The organism is Allobosea psychrotolerans (assembly GCF_002917105.1).
In the GTDB taxonomy this organism is placed as follows: domain Bacteria; phylum Pseudomonadota; class Alphaproteobacteria; order Rhizobiales; family Beijerinckiaceae; genus Allobosea; species Allobosea psychrotolerans.
The window spans coordinates 18,211-41,902 of sequence record NZ_PQFZ01000030.1; the positions used below are offsets into that span (position 1 = coordinate 18,211).

A 23,692-nucleotide genomic window follows, 5' to 3' on the forward strand; every position below is an offset into this window, starting at 1 on the left:
GATCCTGTCGTGAAGCGCCAAGTCCTGTCATGAATCGCAATGTCATCGTCCTCGGCGCCGGCATGGTCGGCGTCTCCTGCGCGCTCAGCCTCCAGAAGCGCGGCTTCACCGTGACGCTGCTCGACCGGCGTGCGCCCGGCCAGGAGACCTCCTACGGCAATGCCGGCGTGCTGGCGCGCTCCTCGATCGTGCCGCTGAACAATCCCGGCCTCTGGCCGAAGCTGACGAGCTACCTCGGCAACAGCCATCCGGCGCTCAATCTCGACTGGCGCCGCGCGCTGACGCGGCCCGGCTGGCTGCTGCGCTTCCTCTGGGAGTCCAGGCCCTCGCAGGCCGCCGCCCGCATCGCCGCCCTGGATTCGCTGACGGCGAGCACGGTCGCGCGCCATCGCGAATTGATGGCGGCGGCCGGCGTCTCGCACCGCCTGCGCGAGACCGGCACGCTGAAACTCTGGCGCGGCGAGGACGGCCACGCCGCCGCCCAGGCCGAGCATGATTTCCTGAAGCGGCATGGCATCGCCTCGGAGGTGCTCGACCGCCAGGGCATCTCGGCGCTGGAGCCCGCACTGAAGCCGATCTTCCCGGCCGGTTTGCTGACGCCCTCCAACGCCTCGGTCGATTCGCCCGGCGCCGTGACCGCCGCCTATGCCGCGCTCTTCGCTGAGCGCGGCGGCAGGATCGAGCAGGCCGAAATCCGCACGCTCGAGCGCAAGGGCGATGGCTGGCAGGCGCAGACCGACAAGGGGCTCTACGAGGCTGATCTCGCCATCCTTGCACTCGGACCCTGGAGCGGCGACCTGCTCGCGCCGCTTGGATTGAACTCCAGGCTCGATGTCGAGCGCGGCTATCACCGCCATCTGCGGCCAGAGGCCGGCGCGGCGCTCTCGCGGCCGGTCTTTGATGTCGACGGAGCCTATTTCATGGCGCCGATGGAGCAGGGCTACCGCATCACCAGCGGCGTCGATCTCAGCCTGCGCGACGCGCCCGACAACCACCGCCAGATCGACCAGGCCACAGCGAGCGCCCGCGAGGCTTTTCCGCTTGAAGCCGTCGTCGGCGAGACCTGGCGCGGCTGCCGGCCGACCCTGCCGGATTCACTGCCGATGATCGGCGAAGCGCCGCGCCATCCCGGCCTCTGGCTCGCCTTCGGCAACCAGCATATCGGCTTCTCCACCGGCCCGATCACGGGCGAGATCATCGCCAGCATGATCTGCGGCGAGACGCCGCCGGCCGATCCGAAACCGTTCGCGCCGGGGCGGTATATTCGCTGATCCTGCGTGTCATCCCGCACGCGCTGCGGCACGCAGTGCTGCGGCGCAGATGCGGGATCGTGCGACGAGAAGGCGCTTCATTCTGATGACGGTCCCGTGTCTGCGCAGCGGCATTGCATGCCGCAGCGCGCACGGGATGACACACGTCATCAGGCCTGGCGCGCTCTACCATCATCTTCTTCAGTACGTGAGCACCGGAAGCGCAGGCCGTCGCGTCAGGCGGCCGCGCCAGTAGCATTCGCGCCGGCTCAGACCTGGCGCGCCACCATCATCTTCTTCACTTCCGCAATCGCCTTGGCCGGATTCAGACCCTTCGGGCAGGCATTGGCGCAGTTCATGATGGTGTGGCAGCGATAGAGCCGGAAGGGGTCTTCCAGATTGTCGAGGCGCTCGCCGGTCGATTCGTCGCGCGAGTCGATCAGCCAGCGATAGGCCTGCAGCAGGGCGGCGGGGCCGAGATAGCGGTCGCCATTCCACCAATAGCTCGGGCAGGAGGTCGAGCAGCAGGCGCAGAGGATGCACTCATAGAGCCCGTCGAGCTTCTCGCGGTCGTCCTTGGCCTGCTTCCATTCCTTCTCCGGCGCCGGCGTCGTGGTCTTGAGCCAGGGCTCGATCGAGGCGTGCTGGGCGTAGAAGCGGGTCAGGTCAGGGACGAGGTCCTTGATCACGGGCATATGCGGCAGCGGGTAGATCGCGACCTTGCCCGCGCTCTTGCCATGGCCTGAGCATTCGTCGATGCCGGTGGTGCAGGCGAGGCCGTTCTTGCCGTCCATGTTCATGGCGCAGGAACCGCAGATGCCCTCGCGGCAGGAGCGGCGGAAGGTCAGCGTCGGGTCGATCTTGGACTTGATCCAGATCAGCGCGTCCAGAACCATCGGCCCGCAATCCTCGCGGTCGACGAAATAGGTGTCGGTGCGCGGGTTCTCGCCGGTGTCGGGGTTCCAGCGATAGACCTTGAACTCGGTCAGCTTCGCGGCCCCGGCCGGCTTCGGCCAGGCCTTGCCCTCGGTCAGGCGGGAATTTTGCGGGAGATTGAATTCGGCCATTTTACCAAACAGTCCTCAATACACCCGCGCCTTGGGCTTGATGTACTCGATGTCGTTCGAGAGTGTGTAGGTGTGCACCGGGCGCTCATCGAGCGTGACGCTGCGCTTCTCGTCGTCGATCCAGGACAGGGTGTGCTTCATCCAGTCCTTGTCGTCGCGGTTCGGATAATCCTCGCGGGCATGCGCGCCGCGGCTTTCCGGACGGTTCAGCGCCGAATCCATGGTGACGACAGCCTGGGTGATCAGGTTGTCGAACTCCAGCGTCTCGACGAGATCGGAATTCCAGATCAGCGAGCGGTCGGTGGTGGCGATATCGGTGATGCCGCCCCAGACCTCGTGGATCAGCTTGTGGCCCTCTTCCAGCGTCTCGCCGGTGCGGTAGACCGCGCAGTTGTCCTGCATGGTCTTCTGCATGCGCCCGCGCAATTCGGCGGTCGAGGTGCCGCCCGAGGCGTTGCGGTACTTGTCCAGGCGGATCAGCGCGAGATCGGCCGAGTTCTTCGGCAGTTCCGGCTGCTTCTCGCCGGCCGTCACCGTCTCGGCGCAACGCAAGCCCGCGGCGCGGCCGAAGACGACGAGGTCGATCAGCGAGTTGGAGCCGAGGCGGTTGGCGCCGTGCACGGAGACGCAGGCCGCCTCGCCGATCGCCATCAGGCCCGGCACCACCGTGTCGGGGTTGCCGTCGACCTTGGTCAGAACCTCGCCGTGGAAGTTCGTCGGGATGCCGCCCATGTTGTAATGCACCGTCGGCAGGACCGGGATCGGCTCGCGCGTCACATCGACGCCAGCGAAGATCTTGGCGCTCTCGGAGATGCCCGGCAGGCGCTCATGCAGGATCTTCGGGTCGAGATGGTCGAGATGCAGGTAGATGTGGTCCTTGTTCTTGCCGACGCCGCGCCCGCCACGGATCTCCATGGTCATCGAGCGTGAGACGACGTCGCGCGAGGCAAGATCCTTGGCCGAGGGGGCATAGCGCTCCATGAAGCGCTCGCCCTCGGAATTGGTCAGGTAGCCGCCCTCGCCGCGCGCGCCCTCGGTGATCAGGCAGCCCGCGCCATAGATGCCGGTCGGGTGGAACTGCACGAACTCCATGTCCTGCAGCGGCAGGCCGGCGCGCAGCACCATGCCGCCGCCGTCGCCGGTGCAGGTATGGGCCGAGGTCGCCGAGAAATAGGCGCGGCCATAGCCGCCCGTCGCCAGGATCGTCTGCTGCGAGCGGAAGCGATGGATCGTACCGTCATCGAGCTTCAGCGCGATCACGCCACGGCAATGGCCGTCCTCGTCCATGATCAGGTCGATGGCGAAGTATTCGATGAAGAACTCGGTGTTGTAGCGCAGCGCCTGGCCATAGAGCGTGTGCAGCATGGCATGGCCGGTGCGGTCGGCGGCGGCGCAGGTGCGCTGGGCCGGCGGACCCTCGCCGAATTCGGTGGTCATGCCGCCGAAAGGCCGCTGATAGATCTTGCCGCTCTCGGTGCGCGAGAACGGCACGCCCCAATGCTCGAGCTCATAGACCGCGGCCGGCGCGTTGCGCACGAGATATTCGATGGCGTCCTGGTCGCCGAGCCAGTCCGACCCCTTGACGGTGTCGTACATGTGCCACTGCCAGGTGTCCTTGCCCATATTGCCGAGCGAGGCGGCGACGCCGCCCTGGGCCGCGACGGTGTGCGAGCGCGTCGGGAACACCTTTGAGATGCAGGCCGTGCGCAGGCCGGCCTGCGAGCAGCCGACGGTGGCGCGAAGGCCGGCGCCGCCGGCGCCGACCACGACGACGTCGAAGGTGTGGTCGGTGATCGGATAGGCCTGACCGGCATAGGTCGCGGTCGAACGGGCTTTGGTGATCGCCATCGGATCAGCCTCCAAACGAGAGCTTCAGCACCGCGAAGACGCAGGCAGCGCCGATCGCGATCGCGAAGAAGGTGTTGGCCATCACGGCGGCGATCTTGAGGCCCTCGCCATGGATGTAATCCTCGATGACGACCTGCATGCCGATCCGCATATGGACCGCGCCCGAAACGACGAAGAGCAGCATCAGGATCGCGACCAGCGGATGCGACAGCGTCGCCATCGCAGCCGGATAGGGCTTGCCGAAGAGCGAGATCACGACCCCGAGGAAGATCACCGTCAGCACGACATTGGCCACTGCCGTGACGCGCTGGAGCCAGAAATGGCCGGTGCCGGATTTGGCGGAACCCAGGCCGCGAACGCGGGCGAGCGGGGTGCGCATGGAGGAGTTGGACTGCATGATGATGCTCCTCAACGCAGGGCGTAGGCGAGGATCCAGACGAGCAGCGTGAGCCCGCCGGAAACGACGACGCTGTATTTCGCCATATTCATCCGGGTTTCCGGCTCATAGCCATAGCCCATGTCCCAGACGAAATGCCTGAGGCCCCCGACCATGTGGTGCAGCAGCGCGAAGGAATAGCCGAACAGCACCAGCCGTCCGAGGATCGAGCCGGCGATCGCCTGGGCAGTCTCGAAGGCGGCAGGCCCCGAAGCGGCGGCCACGAGCCAGGCCGCGATCAGCACGGTGCCGGCATAGAGCGCGCAGCCGGTGACGCGATGCGCGATCGACATCGCCATGGTCCAGGACCAGCGGTAAATCTGCAGATGCGGCGAAAGCGGACGCGCCGCCTGTTTGACCTCGGCCAAAATCACTCTCCGACTCTGCCGCCCATCAGCGGGCGTTTATCCATTTGGGATCGTTCTAGAGTGATTGGCTCTGTAACGAAACCGGTCCCGCGCTGCAATGCGGCATGCGGGATACGAAGTTACAGAAATCGAAATCTGTAACTTTCTGCTCGACGCGACGCGCTACGATACTCCTAGCGCTCATTCCGTGGAGCCGTAAAGCCTGCGCACCGGGCGAGCCTCCACATCCAGCCAGGACTCAGCGCGGCAGCAGCGCCCAATAGTCGAAGTCGAGGATGATGCCGTCATCATACTGGTCGCCATGCTTGAGCGGAAACTCGCCGCAGGGCCGGTTCTTCGTCGCGATCAAGCGCAGCCGCAGCGCGCCGACATCGCTGCGGCCGGGCAATTCGGCGGCCTCCAGCACCTGGCTCCAGGCAAAGACGGTGTCGCCCGCGAAGAGCGGCGAGACATGGCGGCCGCCATTGATCGCGGCGATGTGGAAGGCATTGCCCAGGCCGTTGAAGGACAGGGCCCGCGCCAGGCTGATGACATGGCCGCCATAGATCAGCCGCTTGCCGAAGCGGGTCTCGCGCGCGCCATAGGCGTCGAAATGCACCTTCGCGGTGTTCTGGTAGAGCCGGGTCGCGATCTGGTGCTCGGCCTCTTCCACGGTCATGCCGTCGACATGGTCGATCTGCTCGCCGGCCGCATAGGCGCCCCAGCGGAAGGGCGAGCCCGCCAGCGCATCGTCATAGGCCGAGAGTTCGATCGCAGGGCAGCCCTGGCCAAGCTCCTCAGGCAGCACGACCTTGGGCAGCTCCGGCACCTGCTCGGCATGGGCCGGCGTGCCCGGCCGGCGCTTGCGCACCAGCACCCAGCGCGCATAGCTCAGCACGATCTCGGCCCGCTGATTGCGCCCGATCGAGCGGACATAGACGATGCCGGCGTCGCCTGCGGAGGTCTGCTTCAGCCCGATCACCTCCGAGGTGGTCGAGAGCGTGTCGCCGGGAAAGACCGGCCTCAGGAAGCGCCCATCGGCATAGCCGAGATTGGCGATCGCGTTCAGCGAGATGTCGGGCACCGTCTTGCCGAAGACGATGTGGAAGACGAGCAGATCGTCGATCGGAGCGGCGGGGTAGCCCAGCGCCTTGGCGAAGGCATCGGAGGATTGCACCGCGAAACGCGGGCCGTAAAGCGCGGTGTAGAGCGAGACGTCGCCTGTTGTAACCGTGCGCGGCGTCGCATGCACGATGGTCTCGCCGGGGGTGAAATCCTCGAAGAAGCGGCCGGAATTGGTTTTCGCGACGGGCTCTGGCATGGGGGCTCACGCTTGAATGGGCTTGGCCGAGTGTGCGCCGCCGCATGGCGAGCCGTCCAGCCCCACCCCGTCCGAGTGGGAGAGGCTAGGGGGAAGAGTCGGCCGTTTAAGGCCATTCCGGATCTGCGCGGCCTTCTTCCCTTCTCCCACCCATCTCGGGCTTGCCCGAGATGGGCAATCCAAAGTGTCAAAGTCGGCAACAGCCGACTTTGATGCGGGAGAAGGTGGCGCGCAGCGCCGGATGAGGGGGCGCCGTGCCCTTTCCGGCTGGCGTCGCAAGGCAGAACGGCAATCGTCGAGCGCCCCCTCATCCGTCTCGGCTTCGCCGAGCCACCTTCTCCCGCGAGGGGAGAAGGGTTTTCCGCGCCCTTCGCCGCTGCCGCAACGCTCGCAAAGGCAAAGGTTTCCATGCCATTGGTTCAAAGGCCGAGGCCTCACCCCACCAGCGCACCAAGCTTCGCCAGATCCACATTCGCCCCGCAGACCAGTACGCCGAGCCGCTCGCCGGGCGCGGGCTTGTAGGCCCCGCAGAGCAGCGCGCCCAGCGCCGCCGCCCCGCCGGGCTCGACCGCCAGGCGGAAATCGCGCCAGAGCGTGACCTGCGCCTGGGTGATCGCCTCGTCAGGCACCAGCACGACATGGTCGACCGTGTCCTTGCAGACCTCATAGACCAGCGGACCGACATTGCGCGCGCCCAGCGAATCCGCCGCAACCGAGGCGACCTTGACCTCGACCGGCCCCTTCGCCTCCAACGCCGCCTGCAGGGCGCGCGAGCCGGCGGGCTCGACGCCGACGACCTTGACCTTGCTTCCGGCGAACCAGGCGGCGATGCCCGAAATCAGGCCGCCGCCGCCGACCGCGACCAGGACGGTGTCGAGATCGGGCTCCTGGAGCTGCCATTCGCGCCCGAGCGTGCCCTGGCCGGCGATGGTTTCCTTCGCCGCGAAGGGATGGATCTTGAGCGCGCCGGTTTCCGCGACGAAACGGTCGCAGGCTGCCTGCGCGTCATCATATTGCGCGCCGCCGATGACGACCTCTGCGCCGAAGCGGCGGATCGCCTCGATCTTGGCCGCAGGCGAGATCTCGGGCACGAAGATCGTCGCCTTGACGCCGCGCGCGCGCGCTGCATAGGCGACCGCGGCTCCGTGATTGCCGCCCGAGGCGGCAGCGACGCCCGCCGCAGGCACCGGCAGCGAGAGCAGGTTGTTGAAGGCGCCGCGCGTCTTGAACGAGCCGGCATGCTGCAGGCATTCGAGCTTCAGCGAGATCGCCGCCGGCGAGCCGAAAGATCCGGCCCCGAGCCGCATCACCGGCGTGACGCGGGCATGGCCGGCAATGCGTTCTGCAGCCGCCTCGATCATCGGGCGCGACACGGGGCGATCAGTCATGACGGAATCCTGTGTGGACTGCGAGCCGGCGCAGAAGGTCCAGATCGCGATGGGGAGCCCATGGCTATCGCGTCCCGGCGGATCGGGAAAGGGCGCTCCACGCCCGGCCAGGATGTGCCGGGCGACGACCAGAGCGGCAAGCGCATCGAGAGCGTCATCGGCGGCAGCTCCTTTCGGCGAACGGGCCTCGACGATCGCAGCCGACAGCCCCGCCGCGATCAAAAGCGCCCGGCGCTCGGCCATGCCGAGGGGATTGATCACGCTTTTGATCTTCTTGGGCTGCGTCAGCGGCGCGCCGCGCATGGTGCGGAAGGCGAGCTCGGGATGGACCTCGAAGACGCGCTCCCGCAGCGCGGGCTCGGTCCTGAGCAGGGTGTCGATCTCGCGGATCCGCGGAAACAGATGGAAGCCCTGCTTGGAGACCTTTCGTGGCGGCTCGGAAGTTTCGAGCGCCAACCGGCAGGCCTCGCGATAATCCGCGCAATAGACGGCAGACCGTGCCGGGATCGAGAACACCGAGGATTGCCGCTCGCCCAGCAATGGCCTGACGAGGCGCTCGGGCCCGCGCCCCGCGCCGGAAACCCGGTCCGGCAGCCCGATCGGCATATCCACGGCGAGCAGCGCCGGCGGGTTTTCGCCGGCGAACAGATCGGCCAGATTCGCAACCACGCGCAGCACGGGGGGCTCCTGGGCGGCTGTGTCAATGAGCGCCGCGATCCAGCCCGCCTTGCAGCCGTCCACCCCCGCGATCCACGCCATCCGCGCGCCCTTCCGCATCCGCCTTTCGCAGAACTGACGTTGCATGTGCGTGGCGTCTAGTGTGCAGTGCAGCGAAGAGTGGCGACAATGCCGCCCGAGCTGGATGCGAAACAGCGATGACCGGCCTTTCGCGCGAATCCCGCGTTAGATTTGAGAGAATGCCATGACCACGATCCGCCCACGCCGCAGCGTCCTCTACATGCCCGGCTCCAACGCCCGCGCGCTCGAGAAGGCCCGTGAGATCGCCGCCGACACCCTGATCCTCGACCTCGAAGACGCCGTTGCACCCGACGCCAAGGAGACGGCCCGCGCCCAGGTTTGCGCCGCCGTGAAGGCCGGCGGCTATGGCCGGCGCGAGCTCGTGATCCGCACCAACGGCCTCGACACGCCCTGGTTCGCGGCCGATCTTGCCGCCGCAGCGGAGGCCAGGCCCGACGCCATCCTGATCCCGAAAGTCTCCTCGCCCGAAACCCTGCAGCAGGTCGGCACCTTGCTCGACGGGCTTTGGGCCGCCCCCGAGATCCGCGTCTGGGCGATGATCGAGACCCCGCTCGCCATCCTCGACGCCGAGCGCATCGCGCGCGCGGTGCAGGACCGCCGGACGCGGCTGGCCTGTTTCGTGATGGGCACCAACGACCTCGCCAAGGAGACGCGCGCCCGCTTCGTGCCCGGCCGCGCGCCGATGCTGCCCTGGCTGACGACGGCGATCCTCGCTGCCCGCGCCTATGGCATCGACATCGTCGACGGCGTCTATAACAACCTCAAGGACGAAGCCGGCTTTACCGCGGAATGCGAGCAGGGCCGCGATCTCGGCTTCGACGGCAAGACGCTGATCCATCCCGGGCAGGTCGCAACCGCCAACGCGGTCTTCGCGCCCGACGACGCCGAACTCTCGCGGGCGAGGGCGATCATCGCCGCCTTCGACCAGCCGGAGAACGCCGACAAGGGCGCGATCCAGCTCGACGGGCGCATGGTCGAACGGCTACATGCCGAGATGGCCAAGCGCGTGGTGGCGCTGGGCGAGGCGATCGAGGCTTAAAGCCTGCTGTTTATGCTCGGAAACACGCCGTCATCCTGGGCGACCGCAGGTCGTCCCGGGATCCATCGTAGGGAACTGCACTCTACGATGGATCCCGGATCTGCGCGGCTTCGCCGCTTGTCCAGGATGACGCGGTGGTTCCGAGGATCAGCGGTATGCGTGCCCCTTCTCCCACTCATGTCAGATGTTTCCGACATGGGCATGAGCTTTGCCAAGATCGGGCAAGCCCGATCTTGGTGGGGAGAAGGGTTCAGCCCTTCTTCGCGGCCTTGGCGCGATCGATCGCCTCGAGGATGAGCTGCTTGGCCTTGGCGGCGTCGCCCCAGCCGGTGAGCTTCACCCATTTGCCGGGCTCGAGATCCTTGTAGTGCTCGAAAAAGTGCTGGATCTGGTCGAGCGTGATCTTCGGCAGATCGGTGTAGTTATGCACGTTCTCGTAGCGCTTGGTCAGCTTGGGCACCGGTACGGCGATGATCTTCTCGTCGCCGCCGCCCTCGTCCTCCATCATCATCACGCCGATCGGCCGCACGGCGATATAGGAGCCTGGGATCAGCGGGCGGGTATTGGCGACCAGCACGTCGCAAGGATCGCCATCCTCGGACAGCGTATGCGGAATGAAGCCGTAATTCCCGGGATAGCGCATCGGCGTATAGAGGAAACGGTCGACGAAGAGGGTACCGGCCTCCTTGTCCATCTCGTATTTGATCGGCTCGCCGCCGATCGCCACTTCGATGACGACATTGACTTCGTCGGGAGGGTTCTTGCCGATGGAGATGGCGTCGAGGCGCATAAGTCTTGACCTGTGGCGATGGAAACTGGCGGGACTTATGCGTGTTTGGACGCAAAAGTCCAAGTCGAGATTAGAAGCCGGGTCCGGCTCAGCTCACCTTGAGGCCGAGTTCGGCCAGCATCTGCCCGGCCTGCTGCCGTGAAATCGTCGCGCCGCGGAACAATGCGGCATCGCCGAGCCGCAACCCGCCGAGATCCGCGCCGCGCAAATCGGCCCCCTCAAAACGGGCCCCGGTCAGGTTGGCGTCGCGCAGGCTGCAATCCTCCAGCACCGCGTCGCGAAAATCGGCTTTCCTGAGATCGGCCTGGCCAAGATCGAGCCGCTGCAGCTGCATCTTCCGGAAGGAGAAACCTGGCAGCTTCGCGGCAACCAAGAGCGTCTCCTCGAAGCTCGCGCCCAATGTCTTGGCCTCGGACAGATCCGCTCCGGTCAGCTTGCAGCTCCGGAACGCCGCGGAGGCCAGCAGCGAGTGCCGAAAGCTCGCATTGTTGAAATCGCCGGCTTGAAAGACCGCTTCGGTGAGGGTGCTGCCGCTGAAATCGGCAAAAGCGCCCCGACAGCCTGACCAGCGCGAACCCTCGAGGCGAGCGCCCTTGAAGCTGGTCCGGCGCAGCAGGCAGCGTTCAAAAGCCCAGCCGGTCAGGCTGAGGCCAGCGAGATCGACGCCCTCGATATCGCAGCCGACGACCAGCGCGCGTCCTTCCGCCGCCAGCGCCTCGACGGCCGGGCGGGTCAGCGTCACCTCGGTGATCGATCGCGTGGGCGAGGGTGTGACCATGGCCCATCCCTAGAGAGGATGCGAAAAAGTGGGAACCGGTTTTGCGCATCGCTCCCGTTCTCTCGCCGAGACGCCCCATGCACCCAAGGTCGCGCAGCACTCCAGGCCAGACCGCGCAGCGCAGCCGCCCTCTCATTTGCACCGCGCGCCCGGCACTGGTATCGGGCGCGCTATGAAGATGGATCAGACCAGCTCCCGCGAGGCCTGCCCTTGCTGAACCGCCTGCGCCCCGACGAGGATCGTTATGCGCGCCGCATGGCCCGCATCGCGCGCTGGGACCGGCCGATCGGCGGCAAGGCCGACCGCCTGCGCGCCTGGGCCAATATGCTGCTGGTCGATCATGGCATCTTCCGGCTCGCCTATCTCAACGCCCATCGCGTCACGCCGCAGCTCTGGCGCGCGGCCCAGCCCGCGCCGGGCCAGATCGCGAAATTCGCTCGCGAAGGCGTCAAGACCATCGTCAATCTGCGCGGCGGGCGCGAGCACGGCTCCTGGCCCTTGCAGCGCGAGGCCTGCGAGCGCCACGGCATAACCCTGGTCGACTTCGTCCTGCGCTCGCGCGGCGCGCCCGAACGCGAGACCATCCTGGGCGCCAAGGCCTTCTTCGCCGGGCTCGCGGAGCCCGCTCTCGTACATTGCAAATCGGGCGCCGACCGCGCCGGCTTCTTCGCGGCACTCTATCTGCTGATCCACGAGGAGCGGCCGCTTGAGGAAGCGACCCGCCAGCTTTCGCTGCGCTACGGCCATTTCCGTTTCGCCAAGACCGGGATTCTCGACGCTTTCTTCGAGGCCTATCGCCGCGAGGGACACGCCAAGGGCGTGCCATTCCTCGACTGGGTCGCGAAAGACTACGACCCCGAGCGGCTGGAGCGCGACTTCAAGCCGGGCTTCCTGTCCTCGCTGATCGCCGACAGGCTGATCCGGCGGGAATAGCCGGGCTTGGAGCATTCCTCTCGCGAAAAGCCGGGTACCGCTTTTTCCGAGGAGCGATGCTCTCAATTCTTGGAAGCGATCATCCCCGTGCGACGGCAAACCCGTCCACGCCGAAGCGCGTCCAGGCGAACTGGACATGCGCCAGCATCCGCGCCAGCGAGACCAGGCCGATCGCGCCGAGCAGCGCCAGCGACAAGGTGCCGAACCAGGCCATGACGAGCCCCGCCGCCAGGAGCGCGACCGCGTTGGTGAGGACCTGGCGGCGCGGATAGCGCGAGAGCGAGGCGATCTCGTGCAAGGGCGTGACCAGCGCGATGCCGCCATAGAACAGCGCCATGATCGCGACGGTCTCGCCGACGCCTTCCCATTGCGTGCCGTCCAGCAGCACCGCATCGGCGCCGATGGCGACGAGCGCGATTGCGGTGAACAGCGCCGCCGCTGCGACCATCAGGCCAAGCGTCACGAAACGGACCCAGGATTGCCGGCTCTCGGCGGCGCGCGCACGCAGGCTCGACAAGACGAGCGGCACCGAGACCGCGGAGAACATCTGCGTCGGCACCTCGAGCAGGCGCATCGCCAGCGCGACATGGGCCGCCAGCAGCGGGTTGCTCGCATAGGGCAAGGCGAGCAGCGGCGCCACCATGAAGCCGAAGGACAGGAGCGCGGAGGGCAAGAGGAAACGCGGCGCGGTGCGCCAGCGGCTCGCCGATTCGCTCAGTTCGAGCCGCGACCAGGCCTCGCGCCGCACCAGGCCCGCCAGCGCCGCACGCCGACGCCAGACCAGATAGCAGGCCGAGACGACATGGCCGATCGCGTCGGCTGCAAACAGCGCGACCGAGCTCGCGCCCAACGGCCAGATCAGCAGGACCATCATGCCGGGCTGGACCAGCGCCTGAACGACATTGCTGTTGCCGATCGCGGCGAAATCGCCTTCCGCCGTCGCCTCCGAGGAGACCAAGCGGATGACCGCCCGCCCGGCGAGCGACACCAGGAACAAGGTCCCGTAGGTCGCGACCACCCAGCCGGCCGCGCCTGCCACGGCGATGCCCAGCGCCGCGACGGCGAGGAAAGCCACCCCTGCAGCAAACGCCAGCCGGAACGCCCGCGCCAGCCTGTCCTGGTCGCTGCTCTGGAAGAACACCGCCTCGAAACGCAGCAGCGTCGCGATCGAGATGAAATTGGCGAGCGCCGAAAACAGCGCGAAATCGGCGAAAACCTGCGCCGGGCACAAGGCCGCGGCCGCAAGCAGGCCCCAGACGGAGAGAAAGCGGGCCTGGACGAAGCGCAGGGCCAGCATCAGCCCCGAGGCCAATCCGGCCCGGGAGGCGGCCGAGCCTTCGGCCGCGATCTCCTCGGCAGGCGCTGCCGGCGCCGACGGCGCGACGCCGACCGGGAACGCCGTCCGCTCGAGGATCAGATGCGCGGCCATATCCACGTCCATGCTCGGGATATCGGACAGGTTATCGCCGCTGGCTTCCCGGAGGTCACGACGAGAGGACGCAGCCGCCAGCGGATCAGGAGGTCTGATCACGGAACACAGCTCTGCCCGAGACACGGTGCGCCCTCATGGTTAACGAAGAGTTATGCGGGCGAATGACCACGGAGCACGCCTCAGAGAGAACAGGGCTCTCCGTCAAGTCCATGGCCAAAGAATGGCGAAATTTGACGCTTGGTAAGGGAAAATTGCTCGATTCTGTTTGGAAAAACTCCAGAAAACGCAGATTTGAGAGCGAAATCTGGCGAAATCTTCCCTGGCGTCAGAAAACCTGGGAAACCCAGCGGCCGGACCTGCCGCTCCTCCCGCGTCGGCGTCGCAGGGCTTATCCGCACGCGGCTTTCAAGACCGGTTCAATCGATGCGATCGCGCTCACCGGCGCCAATCGGCACGGCCAGGCGGTTCTCGCGCGGGGAGAGCGGGCAGACCCAGGCTTCGGAATAGGCGCAGGACGGGTAATAGGCGAAATTGAAATCGAGGATCAGCCGGCCGTCGGGCGTCGCGCCGAGATCGGCGCTCTTGATCGTGTCGAGCAGATAGCGGCCGCCGGCGAAAGTGCCGTCGCCATTGCTCGCATCGCCGAAGGGCAGGAAGGTGCCGCCGCCATAGCCTGCGATCCAGTACAGCGTCAGCTCCCGGCCGAGCGGCCCCGCCAGTCCCTCGGTCAGCGCGTAGGGAACGAGCGTCATCAGCCCATCCTTGCCGGCTTCGACCGGAATCGTCTCGCGATCGACGGCAGGCACGAGGCCAACCTCGAAACGCAGGGCCGGATCGTAGGGAAAGCAGGCGATGCCGGCGAATTCGGCGCGGCCCTTCCCCGTCAAGGGCGATTGCGGATGCTCGCGAAACAACCGGTCGCGCACCGCCCGCCACTGCCGCCAGCCGGCTTCGGGCGGCAGCCCTCTCACCGCCGCATAAAGATCGGCGATCTGCCTGCGCCAATCCTGCAACGTGCTGAAGCGCGTGAAATCAGCCGCTGGGGCAGCCGGTGCGGACAACGCCATGGCATGTGCAGTCATCACAAATCCTCCCTGCAAATCCTCGCGGGCTTCGCGTCTCACGCAGGCAACGCCAGCGCGACGCGCCCGTTCCATGAGACAGCCTTGCGCGAGGTTTAGTCCCCAGCGCTGCCAGAACCTGTCAGCGGGCGGAGTAAGGCATCGCCCGGCGCGATGACGACTGTCACGAATCCGCGAGGCAGGCACGACTGCGCCGTCGAGTCTGCCTTGATCGCGCAGCTCCATCATTTTAAGCTTAAAATATCACAGCTCCGGAATCGGAACCGAGATCATGTCGGAAGCAGCCCGCAGACTGTCCTATGGCAGCTATCTCAAGGTCGACCGGCTGCTCTCCTGCCAGGAGCCGGAAAGCCTGAAGACCGGCGCACCGGCTCATGACGAGATGCTCTTCATCATCGTCCACCAGGCCTATGAGCTCTGGTTCCGGCAGATCCTGCACGAGCTCGACCGGATCCAGGCTGATTTCGCGGCGCGCACGGTCGCCGACGAGCATCTCGGCCGCATCAATGCCGGGCTCAGCCGCATCCATGAGATCCTGAAGCTGCTGGTCGGGCAGCTCGACGTGCTGGAGACGATGACGCCGGCGGGCTTCCTCGAATTCCGCGACCTGCTGACGCCGGCCTCGGGCTTCCAGTCCGTGCAGTTCCGATTGATCGAGGCGCGGCTCGGCCTGCATGACGACGCCCGCATCCGCATCGACGAGCAGAGCATGCGCGAGCGGCTCGCGCCCGAGGACCGCGACAAGCTGAGCGCGGACACAAATCCCTCGCTGCTCTCCCAGCTCGACGCCTGGCTGGCGCGCACGCCCTTCGTGGCCCTGGGCGACTACAGCTTTCGCGAGAGCTACCGGGTTGCGGTGATCGCCGCGTTGCAGCGCGACGCCACCAGCATCAGCGCAGACCCCGCTTTGCCCGAGCCGCAGCGCCAGGCCGACACGGCCGCGATCGAACAGGCGCTCGCGCGCTTCCGGGCGCTGTTCGAGCCCGACGCCACGACCTCGACCTGGCGGATGTCGGCGCGCGCCATCGAGGCGGCCCTGTTCATCTCGCTCTATCGCGACATGCCGGTGCTGCAACTGCCCTTCCGGCTGCTGCAGGCGCTGATGGACATCGACGAGAGCCTGACGCTCTGGCGCCTGCGACATGCCTTGATGGTCGAGCGCATGATCGGCGTCAGGCCCGGCACCGGCGGCTCATCGGGCTCCGGCTATCTCAAGGCGACGGCGGAGAAGCACCGCATCTTCATCGATCTCTTCCACCTCTCGACCTATCTGCTCGGCCCGCGCGACCTGCCGGCCCTGCCCGACGCCTTGCGCCGGCGCATGGGCTTCAGCTACGGGGCGGCCTGATGGGCGAGGCCGGGGACTGGACGCGACATTTCCTGCGCTTTCGCGGCGCCGCTCCCGAGCGCATCAACCTCGCCGCGCACAGCCATCATGACTGGCCCGACGTCACCTTCGCGGCACAGGGGATGGCCTGGCTGGATGCAGCCGCGCGCGCCGGCGATAAATGGGATGTCGTCTTCGGCGAGGTCATTCCGGCCGTCCAGGCCGGCATCGCCCGGCATCTCGCCTTGCCCGATCCGGCGACGATCGCCTTTGCGCCCAACACGCATGAATTCCTGCGCCGCCTGCTCTCCTGCCTGCCGATGGACGGGCTGCCGCGCATATTGACCACCGGGGCGGAGTTCCACACCGCGCGGCGGCAGCTCTCGCGGCTGGCCGAAGAGGGGCTGATCGTGCTGGAGGAGGTCGCGGCCGAGCCCTTGCCGAGCCTGCATGAACGGCTCAGGGCGGCGATCGCAGCCGGCGGCCACGACCTGATCTATCTCAGCCAGGTCCTGTTCAATTCCGGCGCGACCAGCGGCGATCTCGCTGCTCTCATCGGTGCCGTGCCCTCGCCCGAGACCTTCATCGCCATCGACGGCTATCACGGCTATCTCGCTTTGCCGACGAACCTCTCCGCCATCGCCAACCGCGCTTTCTACATCGCAGGCGGATACAAATACGCCATGGCCGGCGAGGGCAGCTGCTTCATGCACTGCCCGCCGGGCTTTGGTCCGCGCCCGCGCGACACCGGCTGGTTCGCGGCTTTTGGGGCGCTCGCTGCACCTGCCGGCAGCACGGTCGGCTACCCCACTGACGGCGGGCGCTTCCTCGGCGCAACCTTCGACCCGTCCGGCCTCTATCGCATGCGCGCCGTGCTCGACTGGATGGAAGGAGAGGCTCTCGACGCGGCGCAGATTCACGCGCATGCGATCGCCCTGATGCAGCGCTTCCTCGCCGGGCTCGATACGCTGGACCTCCCCGGACTCGCCCGCGACGCGATCATCACACCGCTGCACGACCCCACCGGTCACGGCAATTTCCTGGCCTTCAGGACGCCGGCCGCCGGCGCGCTCGAAGCGGCCTTGGCGAAGCTCGGCATCGCCACCGACCACCGGGGCGACGTGCTGCGTTTCGGCTTCGGCCTGGCGCTGTCGGAGAGCGACATCGATGCTGCGCTGGAACGGATGAAGGCGTTGCAGGGCTAACCGCGCAATTCACCCGCGATTCATCCTGAATCCAGGCTTCACCATATCGCTCAACCGCTGATTCACTGGCGCCGCGCGAGATCTGCCGCAACCTGGATTGCGGGAGGCTCAATCGTGACCAGACGGCATACTCCGATCGACCTGCGCTTCGCCGCGGCGATGTCGCTGCTCTTCATCGTCTTCGCCGGCCGGCCCGTGCTGGCGCGCGAGCTCGTCGAGGCGCCCGATGCGCGCTACCTGCCCGGCACGATCGTGATCCGCACGGCCGAGCGCCGGCTCTATTTCGTCAATGCGCCGGGCACCGCGATCCGCTACCAGATCGCCGTCGGCAAGGCCGGCAAGCAATGGCGCGGCGTCAAATATGTCGAGGAATTGCAGGTCGATCCGGCCTGGAGCCCACCCGCCTCGGTCAAGCGCGACAATCCGCGCCTGCCCGACGTCATTCCCGGCGGCTCGCCGCGCAACCCGATGGGCGCGCGCGTCATCGGCCTCGGGCCGGGCGGCGAATATGCGATCCATGGCACCAACATGCCCAATACGATCGGCACCTTCGCCTCCTATGGCTGCTTTCGCATGCATAACGAGGATGTCGTCGATCTTTACCAGCGCGTCCGCATGGGCACGCCCGTCGTCGTCCTGCCGTAGATCCCAAAAGCTGGGAGCATTGCTCCCAGGCGCCTTAGAGACCATTTGGCAACTCCGCGAGCCCTCATCCTGAGGAGCGCTCCGCAGGAGCGCGTCTCGAAGGATGCTCCAGGAGGCTCCCGAACCATCTGGAGCATCCTTCGAGACGCCGCGACGCGGCTCCTCAGGATGCGGGCTCACATGTCCAAACCTGCTCTTAGCCCTTACAGCGCGACCGGCGAGAGCAGCGGCTTGCCCGCGAAATAGGCCTCCAGATTGCCGAGGAGCAGATCCTGCTGGGCAATCTGCGCCGATTCCGCATTGGCGGCGATATGCGGCGTCAGCACGACATTCTCGAGCACCTTGAGCCGGTCGGGCACCTGCGGCTCGTGCTCATAGACATCCAGCGCCGCCCCCGCGATCAGATTGGTCTCCAGCGCCTCGCACAAAGCCTCCTCATCGACCGCGATGCCGCGCGAGATGTTGATGAGATGGCCCTCCGGTCCGAGCGCGCGCAGCACCTGCATATTGATGGCGTGGCGGGTCTCGATGCTGGCGCGCACCGCCACGATCAGCACATCGGCCCAGTCTGCGAGACCGAGCAGGCTGTCATGGTAGAGATAGGGCACCTCAGAGCGCTTTGACCGGTTGTGATAGCCGATCGTCATCTCGAAGGCGGCGGCGCGGCTCGCGATGCGGGTGCCGATGGCGCCCAGCCCGTAGATCCCGAGCTTGCGCCCGGCCAAGCCCGGCACATCGGGCATGCGCTGGACCGAATTGCCCTGCCAGCGCCCGGCCCGCACGAAACGCTCGGCAGCGCCGATCCGGCGGGCCGAGGCCAGCAGCAGGCCCATGGCGAATTCGGCGACGCTCGTCGCATTGGCGTCGGCGGCGTTGCACAGCTTGATGCCGCGCGCCTTCGCACAGGCCCGGTCCACGCCCTCGATGCCGGTGCCGTAGCAGGAGATCAATCCGAGCTTCGGCAGCGCGTCGATCAGCGCAGCGTCGGTCTTCAGCGATCCGATGGTGAGCAGCGCCTGCGCGGCCTCGGCGCCCTCCGGCAGGGCGTCGGGCGCGGAACGCTCCATTGGGCCCAGCAGCACATAGTGCTCCTGCAGGCGCTCGACGAGGCGCGCAGGCATCCGCGGCGCCATCAGGATCGTCGGCTTCATCGGTCTGCAATCTCCGGTTCATTTGCATTGCATCGCAGCATTCCGTGAGCCGCACCTCAACCCGTCCTGGAGGGGCAACGGACATATCGCCCACGCAGAACGAGAGGCGCATGATTGATGCGGCGCAACATGGAAAAAGCCCTGCCACGGCTTTTTCGCCCCTCGCCTGCGACAAAAAAGCGCGTTAACGTTTCCTGGCTCGACATCAGACACACGCCAAGCGCGCAAGCGCCGGGCTCACAAGGGGCTACAGATGGATCATCTCGCTGACGTCAAGAAATTCGCCAAGAAGCCGCTGAATGAGGCGGCCTTTGCCGGAATGTCGAAATCCTACGCCCTCGTCATGGGCAAGGCCGATACGCGCTACGTCGCCTGCTCCGACCCTGCCGAACTGGATCGCGTTCGCGAGAATTTCCTGAAGAAGAAGCTCGGCCTGAAGACCGCCGATCTCGATGCCTCGATCAAGGCGACATGCGAGCATATGAAGGCCGACAAGACCAAGTCGCGCCTGACCTTCTACTACCTGCTGGCCGAGCATTACGGAAAGCTCGATCTCTTCGTGAAGAAGTAAAAAGACGGCAGTCGGCAGTCGTGAGACCCGACTGCCTATTGCCCACGCCCTACCGCCGATACAGATCCTCACGCGTCAGCGGCAGGCCAGAGGCGCCCTTGCGGCGCTTGGAGACCAGCGTCTGGTTGATCAGCGCACCGCCGCGCTCGAACGCCAGCGAGCAGCCGGCGAGATAAAGCAGCCACATCCGGGTGCGCTCGGGGCCGATTTCGGCCTCGGCCTCGGCCTTGCGGGCGTCCAGCCGCTCCCACCAGAGCCGCGTCGTGCGCTGGTAGTGCTCGCGCCAGCCCTCGACATCATGCACCTCGAAGCCGTTGCGCTCGAGATTGGCGATCGACATGCCGAGATGGTCGAGCTCGCCGCCGGGAAAGATGTAGCGCACCAGGGCGCGGTATTCCGCCGGCATCTTGTTGAAGGCCTTATCGGTCTTCTTGGCGCGGCGCGAGATCGTGTGGTGCAGATACAAGCCGCGCGGGCGCAACAGCCGGTTCACCGCCTTGAAATAGGTCGGGTGGTTGGCGATGCCGACATGCTCGAACATGCCGATCGACGAGATCTTGTCGAACTCGCCGTCCATCTGCGTGAAATCCTTGAGATGGAGCGTGACCTTCCCCTCCAGGCCGAGCCGCGCCACCTTCTCGCGCGCCAGGGCCAGTTGCTCCTCGGCCAGCGTCACGCCATGCGCCTCGACGCCGTAATGCTGCGCGGCATGGCAGATCAGCGCGCCCCAGCCGCAGCCGATATCGAGAAAGCGGTCTCCGGGCTTCAGCCGCAGCTTGCGGCAGATCATGTCGAGCTTGTCGCGCTGGGCGCGGTCGAGATCGCCATGATCTTCCGTGAAATAGGCGCAGGTGTAGACCATCTCCTCATCGAGGAAGAGCCGGTAGAAGGCGTTCGAGACGTCGTAGTGATAAGCGATATTGGCCTTGTTGGTGGCGGGTGCGCCATCGCGGGCGATCTCGTCGCCCTTGATATGGGCCACGGCGCTGGGCGCTGCGCCCGGCGCAAACAGGAAGCGACGGACGACATCGAAGGCGGCCGCCTTCGAAATGCCGCGCGCCAGCCTGCCGACCTTGCCCTCCGGCCGCGCCGCCGCGAGATCGAAGATCGAGCCGTTGAGCAGCGAAATCCGGTCGGTGACGTGGAGGTTCAGCAGCGTGTCGAGCTTGGGCTTGCGCAGCAGCGCGGCGACGACGCCGGGGTCGCGGATGGCGATGGCCAGCCCGCCCTGCGGCCAGTCGGCCGGCACATGCGAGCCGTCCCAGAGCTGGAAGCCGAGCTTGAGCCCGAGCTTCTGATGCGCCTCGGTCAAAAGCCGCCGCAACGCGGCGAGACGCTTGTCGTCGCTGTTCATCCGAGACATCCGTGACATATGGGGTTCGTCTTTGGCCGCAGCCGCGCCAATTGGCAACCATGCGCCATCGGAACCATGCGCATGAGGACGCTGTCCGGCGTTGCCTCAGAAATCGCTCGCGATGCCCTTCACCTCCCAATCATTGTAGCGCGCCGGCTCCAGGCCGCCGCGGCCATTGATCTCCTTGTCCCTGGCGACTTCGGCCGCGTGGGCGTCGATCTCGGCGCGCCGCGCCTGCGCCTCGGCAAGGGCGCGCTGCGCCGCTGGCGAAAGCGGCTTGGCCGGCGCGGCTTCCTGCGCGACGGCGAGAGGCTGGTCGATGGGCTTTTCGGTCATTGGCGGCATCATCTCGTCTCTTCCACGGCTCTTGCGGGATCGGCATCCACTTCACCACATAAGGCGGAAATCCGCATCGCGGGAGGGGCACTGCGCCTCTGGCCCGCATGGTCCGCAAGGGAGCCATGATGAACTACGTCCGTACCTTCGTGCTGATGGCTGGCCTCACCGCGCTCTTCGCCGTGGTCGGCTATCTGCTGGGCGGCCCGGGCGGCATGCTGGTGGCGCTTGCCATCGCGACCGCGACCAATCTCTTCAGCTACTGGAATTCCGACAGGCTGGCGCTCGCCGCCCATAACGCGCAGGAGGTCGATGAGGCGAGTGCGCCCGAACTCTACGGCATGATCCGCGACCTCGCCGCCCGCGCCAACATGCCGATGCCACGCGTCTATCTGATCCAGGAGGACCAGCCCAACGCCTTTGCCACCGGCCGCAATCCGCAGAACGCCGCCGTTGCCGCGACGACGGGCATCCTGCGCACGCTCACTTATGAGGAGCTGGCCGGCGTGATGGCCCATGAGCTCGCCCACATCAAGAACCACGACACGCTGACCATGACGATCACCGCGACCATGGCCGGCGCGATCTCCTCGCTCACGACATTCGGCATGGTCTTCGGCTCGCGCGAGAACCGCCCTGGGCTCATCGTCCAGATCCTGATTTCGGTGCTCGCGCCGCTTGCCGCCATGGTGATCCAGATGGCGATCTCGCGCTCGCGCGAATACGAGGCCGACCGGCTCGGCGGCGAAATCGCCGGCAATCCGGTCTGGCTGGCGGACGCTCTGGCCAAGATCGCCGGAGGCGTCGCGCATATTCCCAACGAGACGGCGGAGGCGAAGCCTGCTACGGCGCACATGTTCATCATCAATCCCCTGAGCGGACGCGGCATGGATTCCCTGTTTTCGACCCACCCCGATACCGGCAATCGCATCGCCGCACTGATGGAGCAGGCTCGCGCCAAAGGCCTCGGCACAAGCGGCGTCGGCACCGCCGGCGGTTTCACCAGCCAGGCCAGCCAGAGCCCCTGGAACAGCGACCGCACGCCCGGTCCCTGGGGCTGACATGGTCAAGCAAGCAGATGTGAGCCCCGAACTGAACGAGACCGCGGCGCAGACAGGCGAGCCTGTGCCGGGCCTGCCGGCACGGCGCCTTGCGGCGACGCTGATCGACGAGGTGCTCAAGGCCCGGCTGGCGCTGGACGAGACCTATGAGCGGCTCGCGCCGACATTCGGGCTCGATGCCGCCGACGCCGCTCTGGCGCGCGCCATCGCGATCACCGCCTTCCGCCGGCTCGGCACGATCCAGCATGCGATCAATGCCAGGCTCGAGCGCGGCAGCCCGCGCAATTCCGGCCCCTTTGAGCCGATCCTGGTCGCTGCGGCGGCCCAGATCCTCTTCCTCGACGTGCCCGACCATGCCGCCGTCGATCTCGCCATCCGCCATCTCCATGAGGATGCACGCTCCTCGCGCTATGTCTCGCTCGGCAACGCACTGCTGCGCCGTCTCGCCCGCGAACGCGACGCCATCCTCGGCGAGGCGCTCGACCCCTTCCTCGACACGCCGGAATGGCTCGCCGAGAGCTGGATCGAGAGCTATGGCGAGGAGACCGCCGCCGCCATCGCCGCCAGCCATCGCGACGAACCGCCGCTCGACATCAGCGTCAAGGACGACGCGGCCGGCTGGGCCGAGAAGCTCGACGGGCTCCTGCTGCCGACCGGCTCGGTCCGGCTGCGCGAACGCCAGAGCATCACCGGCCTGCCCGGCTTCGATGAAGGCGCCTGGTGGGTGCAGGACGCCGCAGCCGCCCTGCCGGTTCGCCTGCTGGCGCCCAAACCCGGCGAGCGCATCGCCGACCTCTGCGCCGCGCCTGGCGGCAAGACCGCCCAGCTCGCCGCGGCAGGCGCCAGCGTCACCGCCGTCGATCGTTCGGGGCCGCGCCTGCGCCGCCTCAGGGCCAATCTGGAGCGACTCGGGCTCTCCGCCGAGATCGTCACCAAGGACGCGGCGCTCTGGCAGGCGGAGCCCTTCGACGCCGTTCTGCTCGATGCGCCCTGCAGCGCCACCGGCACGATCCGCCGCCATCCCGACGTCGCCTGGACCAAGACGCCGGAAGACCGCGACAAGCTCGCCGCATTGCAGGCGCGCCTGCTGGAAGCCGCCGCGCGCCTGACCAGGCCAGGCGGACGCCTGATCTACTGCACCTGTTCGCTCGAACCGCAGGAGGGCGAACAGCAGATCGCGGTTTTCCTGGCGGAGAATCCCGATTTCAAGCGCTCGCCCATCACCGCCGACGAGATCGGCGGTGTCGAGGGCGCGATCGACCGCCATGGCGATCTGCGGACCCTGCCGCACCAGCTGAAACATGATGGGCCACGTTTGTCGGGGTGGGCGGGATTTTACGCATGCCGCCTGATCAGGCGAGAGACGGGTGGCTGAATCGGCCTCTTATCAAAAGCTTAGAGCATGGTACCGGCCGAAGACCGGTTTCCCCTTTTCGGCATCATGCTCTATGACGAAGCCGGGATTCGCATGGTGGGACGCCATGCGCGGGTACGGGGCATGCGTGGGCATTGAGCGGCTGGTCTGAGCGACGAGGACTTGCCCGGGCTGCGATCGGACGGGCGGCGCGGCGG

General features: G+C 66.8%; 22 protein-coding genes. 9 read left to right on the forward strand and 13 right to left on the reverse strand.

Annotated elements, in window-relative coordinates:
• Positions 1–29 precede the first annotated feature (29 nt).
• Positions 30–1,271 carry an NAD(P)/FAD-dependent oxidoreductase gene (locus CYD53_RS28045; protein WP_103721378.1) on the forward strand — a complete coding sequence of 414 codons (1,242 nt, stop codon included), beginning with the start codon at positions 30–32 and terminating at the stop codon, positions 1,269–1,271.
• A 248-nt stretch (positions 1,272–1,519) separates the two neighbouring features.
• Here CYD53_RS28045 and CYD53_RS28050 read toward each other — a convergent pair whose 3' ends face one another.
• From CYD53_RS28050 to CYD53_RS30950, 6 genes are all read right to left on the reverse strand, one after another.
• The gene (locus CYD53_RS28050) at positions 1,520–2,317 is read right to left on the reverse strand and encodes a succinate dehydrogenase iron-sulfur subunit (RefSeq protein ID WP_103721379.1); all 798 of its coding nucleotides are present in this window, start codon (positions 2,315–2,317) and stop codon (positions 1,520–1,522) included.
• Positions 2,318–2,332: 15 nt separating this feature from the next.
• A complete protein-coding gene (gene sdhA / locus CYD53_RS28055) occupies positions 2,333–4,165 on the reverse strand; it encodes a succinate dehydrogenase flavoprotein subunit (protein ID WP_092172345.1) in 1,833 nt (610 codons plus the stop codon).
• Between the two features lie 4 nt (positions 4,166–4,169).
• Positions 4,170–4,562, reverse strand: a complete 393-nt coding sequence (gene sdhD / locus CYD53_RS28060) for a succinate dehydrogenase, hydrophobic membrane anchor protein (RefSeq protein ID WP_245928467.1) — start codon at positions 4,560–4,562, stop codon at positions 4,170–4,172.
• A gap of 11 nt (positions 4,563–4,573) precedes the next feature.
• Complete coding sequence (gene sdhC, locus CYD53_RS28065; protein WP_103721400.1) at positions 4,574–4,969, reverse strand: succinate dehydrogenase, cytochrome b556 subunit; 396 nt, start codon at positions 4,967–4,969, stop codon at positions 4,574–4,576.
• Between the two features lie 238 nt (positions 4,970–5,207).
• Complete coding sequence (locus CYD53_RS28070) at positions 5,208–6,269, reverse strand: MaoC family dehydratase (protein WP_103721380.1); 1,062 nt, start codon at positions 6,267–6,269, stop codon at positions 5,208–5,210.
• 434 nt (positions 6,270–6,703) lie between these two features.
• Positions 6,704–8,398, reverse strand: coding sequence for a serine/threonine dehydratase (locus CYD53_RS30950; RefSeq protein ID WP_342751748.1), 1,695 nt, complete (start codon positions 8,396–8,398; stop codon positions 6,704–6,706).
• A 181-nt stretch (positions 8,399–8,579) separates the two neighbouring features.
• On the opposite strand from CYD53_RS30950, the gene CYD53_RS28080 reads away from it, so the two are divergent.
• Positions 8,580–9,455 (forward strand): HpcH/HpaI aldolase/citrate lyase family protein, encoded by an 876-nt coding sequence (locus CYD53_RS28080; RefSeq protein ID WP_103721382.1) that lies wholly within the window; start codon positions 8,580–8,582, stop codon positions 9,453–9,455.
• A gap of 250 nt (positions 9,456–9,705) precedes the next feature.
• Here CYD53_RS28080 and ppa read toward each other — a convergent pair whose 3' ends face one another.
• A complete protein-coding gene (gene ppa, locus CYD53_RS28085; RefSeq protein ID WP_103721383.1) occupies positions 9,706–10,245 on the reverse strand; it encodes an inorganic diphosphatase in 540 nt (179 codons plus the stop codon).
• 88 nt (positions 10,246–10,333) lie between these two features.
• Positions 10,334–11,023 (reverse strand): pentapeptide repeat-containing protein, encoded by a 690-nt coding sequence (locus CYD53_RS28090; protein ID WP_103721384.1) that lies wholly within the window; start codon positions 11,021–11,023, stop codon positions 10,334–10,336.
• Between the two features lie 210 nt (positions 11,024–11,233).
• On the opposite strand from CYD53_RS28090, the gene CYD53_RS28095 reads away from it, so the two are divergent.
• Complete coding sequence (locus tag CYD53_RS28095; RefSeq protein WP_245928468.1) at positions 11,234–11,956, forward strand: fused DSP-PTPase phosphatase/NAD kinase-like protein; 723 nt, start codon at positions 11,234–11,236, stop codon at positions 11,954–11,956.
• A 79-nt stretch (positions 11,957–12,035) separates the two neighbouring features.
• Here the strand turns inward: CYD53_RS28095 and CYD53_RS28100 are convergent, their stop codons facing one another.
• Positions 12,036–13,385 (reverse strand): hypothetical protein, encoded by a 1,350-nt coding sequence (locus CYD53_RS28100; protein WP_146056026.1) that lies wholly within the window; start codon positions 13,383–13,385, stop codon positions 12,036–12,038.
• Between the two features lie 419 nt (positions 13,386–13,804).
• Positions 13,805–14,470, reverse strand: coding sequence for a DUF1684 domain-containing protein (locus CYD53_RS28105; RefSeq protein WP_245928469.1), 666 nt, complete (start codon positions 14,468–14,470; stop codon positions 13,805–13,807).
• 271 nt (positions 14,471–14,741) lie between these two features.
• On the opposite strand from CYD53_RS28105, the gene CYD53_RS28110 reads away from it, so the two are divergent.
• The 3 genes from CYD53_RS28110 to CYD53_RS28120 all read left to right on the forward strand — a co-directional run bounded on the left by CYD53_RS28110 (position 14,742) and on the right by CYD53_RS28120 (position 17,647).
• Complete coding sequence (locus CYD53_RS28110; RefSeq protein WP_103721387.1) at positions 14,742–15,818, forward strand: tryptophan 2,3-dioxygenase family protein; 1,077 nt, start codon at positions 14,742–14,744, stop codon at positions 15,816–15,818.
• A complete protein-coding gene (locus tag CYD53_RS28115; protein ID WP_103721388.1) occupies positions 15,818–17,002 on the forward strand; it encodes an aminotransferase in 1,185 nt (394 codons plus the stop codon). The genes CYD53_RS28110 and CYD53_RS28115 overlap by 1 nt, the downstream gene beginning before the upstream one ends.
• A 159-nt stretch (positions 17,003–17,161) precedes the next feature.
• Positions 17,162–17,647 (forward strand): L,D-transpeptidase, encoded by a 486-nt coding sequence (locus CYD53_RS28120; RefSeq protein ID WP_103721402.1) that lies wholly within the window; start codon positions 17,162–17,164, stop codon positions 17,645–17,647.
• Between the two features lie 203 nt (positions 17,648–17,850).
• On the opposite strand, the gene CYD53_RS28125 is transcribed toward CYD53_RS28120, so the two are convergent.
• Positions 17,851–18,798: a 2-hydroxyacid dehydrogenase gene (locus CYD53_RS28125; RefSeq protein ID WP_103721389.1), complete on the reverse strand. Its 948-nt coding sequence runs from the start codon at positions 18,796–18,798 to the stop codon at positions 17,851–17,853.
• Positions 18,799–19,051: 253 nt separating this feature from the next.
• Between CYD53_RS28125 and CYD53_RS28130 the strand changes: the two genes are divergently transcribed.
• On the forward strand, positions 19,052–19,369 hold the full coding sequence (locus CYD53_RS28130; RefSeq protein ID WP_103721390.1) for a DUF2853 family protein: 318 nt from the start codon (positions 19,052–19,054) through the stop codon (positions 19,367–19,369).
• 49 nt (positions 19,370–19,418) lie between these two features.
• Here CYD53_RS28130 and CYD53_RS28135 read toward each other — a convergent pair whose 3' ends face one another.
• Together CYD53_RS28135 and CYD53_RS28140 are read right to left on the reverse strand one after the other, a co-directional pair.
• Positions 19,419–20,723: a class I SAM-dependent methyltransferase gene (locus CYD53_RS28135; RefSeq protein ID WP_103721391.1), complete on the reverse strand. Its 1,305-nt coding sequence runs from the start codon at positions 20,721–20,723 to the stop codon at positions 19,419–19,421.
• Positions 20,724–20,828: 105 nt separating this feature from the next.
• The gene (locus tag CYD53_RS28140; protein WP_103721403.1) at positions 20,829–21,059 is read right to left on the reverse strand and encodes a DUF1674 domain-containing protein; all 231 of its coding nucleotides are present in this window, start codon (positions 21,057–21,059) and stop codon (positions 20,829–20,831) included.
• A gap of 128 nt (positions 21,060–21,187) precedes the next feature.
• Here CYD53_RS28140 and htpX point away from each other — a divergent pair, with 128 nt between their 5' ends.
• Both htpX and CYD53_RS28150 read left to right on the forward strand, forming a co-directional pair.
• The gene (htpX, locus tag CYD53_RS28145; RefSeq protein ID WP_103721404.1) at positions 21,188–22,120 is read left to right on the forward strand and encodes a zinc metalloprotease HtpX; all 933 of its coding nucleotides are present in this window, start codon (positions 21,188–21,190) and stop codon (positions 22,118–22,120) included.
• A gap of 1 nt (position 22,121) precedes the next feature.
• The gene (locus CYD53_RS28150; RefSeq protein WP_103721392.1) at positions 22,122–23,495 is read left to right on the forward strand and encodes an RsmB/NOP family class I SAM-dependent RNA methyltransferase; all 1,374 of its coding nucleotides are present in this window, start codon (positions 22,122–22,124) and stop codon (positions 23,493–23,495) included.
• Positions 23,496–23,692 lie beyond the last annotated feature (197 nt).

What these genes read in the sequence shown, in the direction of transcription:
- CYD53_RS28045 (WP_103721378.1), top strand. Translation starts at nt 30, where the DNA reads ATGAATCGCAATGTCATCGTCCTCGGCGCCGGCATGGTCGGCGTCTCC.
- CYD53_RS28050 (WP_103721379.1), bottom strand. Translation starts at nt 2,317, where the DNA reads ATGGCCGAATTCAATCTCCCGCAAAATTCCCGCCTGACCGAGGGCAAG.
- sdhA (WP_092172345.1), bottom strand. Translation starts at nt 4,165, where the DNA reads ATGGCGATCACCAAAGCCCGTTCGACCGCGACCTATGCCGGTCAGGCC.
- sdhD (WP_245928467.1), bottom strand. Translation starts at nt 4,562, where the DNA reads ATGCAGTCCAACTCCTCCATGCGCACCCCGCTCGCCCGCGTTCGCGGC.
- CYD53_RS28070 (WP_103721380.1), bottom strand. Translation starts at nt 6,269, where the DNA reads ATGCCAGAGCCCGTCGCGAAAACCAATTCCGGCCGCTTCTTCGAGGAT.
- CYD53_RS28080 (WP_103721382.1), top strand. Translation starts at nt 8,580, where the DNA reads ATGACCACGATCCGCCCACGCCGCAGCGTCCTCTACATGCCCGGCTCC.
- ppa (WP_103721383.1), bottom strand. Translation starts at nt 10,245, where the DNA reads ATGCGCCTCGACGCCATCTCCATCGGCAAGAACCCTCCCGACGAAGTC.
- CYD53_RS28090 (WP_103721384.1), bottom strand. Translation starts at nt 11,023, where the DNA reads ATGGTCACACCCTCGCCCACGCGATCGATCACCGAGGTGACGCTGACC.
- CYD53_RS28100 (WP_146056026.1), bottom strand. Translation starts at nt 13,385, where the DNA reads ATGGCCGCGCATCTGATCCTCGAGCGGACGGCGTTCCCGGTCGGCGTC.
- CYD53_RS28105 (WP_245928469.1), bottom strand. Translation starts at nt 14,470, where the DNA reads ATGACTGCACATGCCATGGCGTTGTCCGCACCGGCTGCCCCAGCGGCT.
- CYD53_RS28110 (WP_103721387.1), top strand. Translation starts at nt 14,742, where the DNA reads ATGTCGGAAGCAGCCCGCAGACTGTCCTATGGCAGCTATCTCAAGGTC.
- CYD53_RS28115 (WP_103721388.1), top strand. Translation starts at nt 15,818, where the DNA reads ATGGGCGAGGCCGGGGACTGGACGCGACATTTCCTGCGCTTTCGCGGC.
- CYD53_RS28120 (WP_103721402.1), top strand. Translation starts at nt 17,162, where the DNA reads ATGTCGCTGCTCTTCATCGTCTTCGCCGGCCGGCCCGTGCTGGCGCGC.
- CYD53_RS28125 (WP_103721389.1), bottom strand. Translation starts at nt 18,798, where the DNA reads ATGAAGCCGACGATCCTGATGGCGCCGCGGATGCCTGCGCGCCTCGTC.
- CYD53_RS28130 (WP_103721390.1), top strand. Translation starts at nt 19,052, where the DNA reads ATGGATCATCTCGCTGACGTCAAGAAATTCGCCAAGAAGCCGCTGAAT.
- CYD53_RS28135 (WP_103721391.1), bottom strand. Translation starts at nt 20,723, where the DNA reads ATGAACAGCGACGACAAGCGTCTCGCCGCGTTGCGGCGGCTTTTGACC.
- CYD53_RS28140 (WP_103721403.1), bottom strand. Translation starts at nt 21,059, where the DNA reads ATGACCGAAAAGCCCATCGACCAGCCTCTCGCCGTCGCGCAGGAAGCC.
- htpX (WP_103721404.1), top strand. Translation starts at nt 21,188, where the DNA reads ATGAACTACGTCCGTACCTTCGTGCTGATGGCTGGCCTCACCGCGCTC.
- CYD53_RS28150 (WP_103721392.1), top strand. Translation starts at nt 22,122, where the DNA reads ATGGTCAAGCAAGCAGATGTGAGCCCCGAACTGAACGAGACCGCGGCG.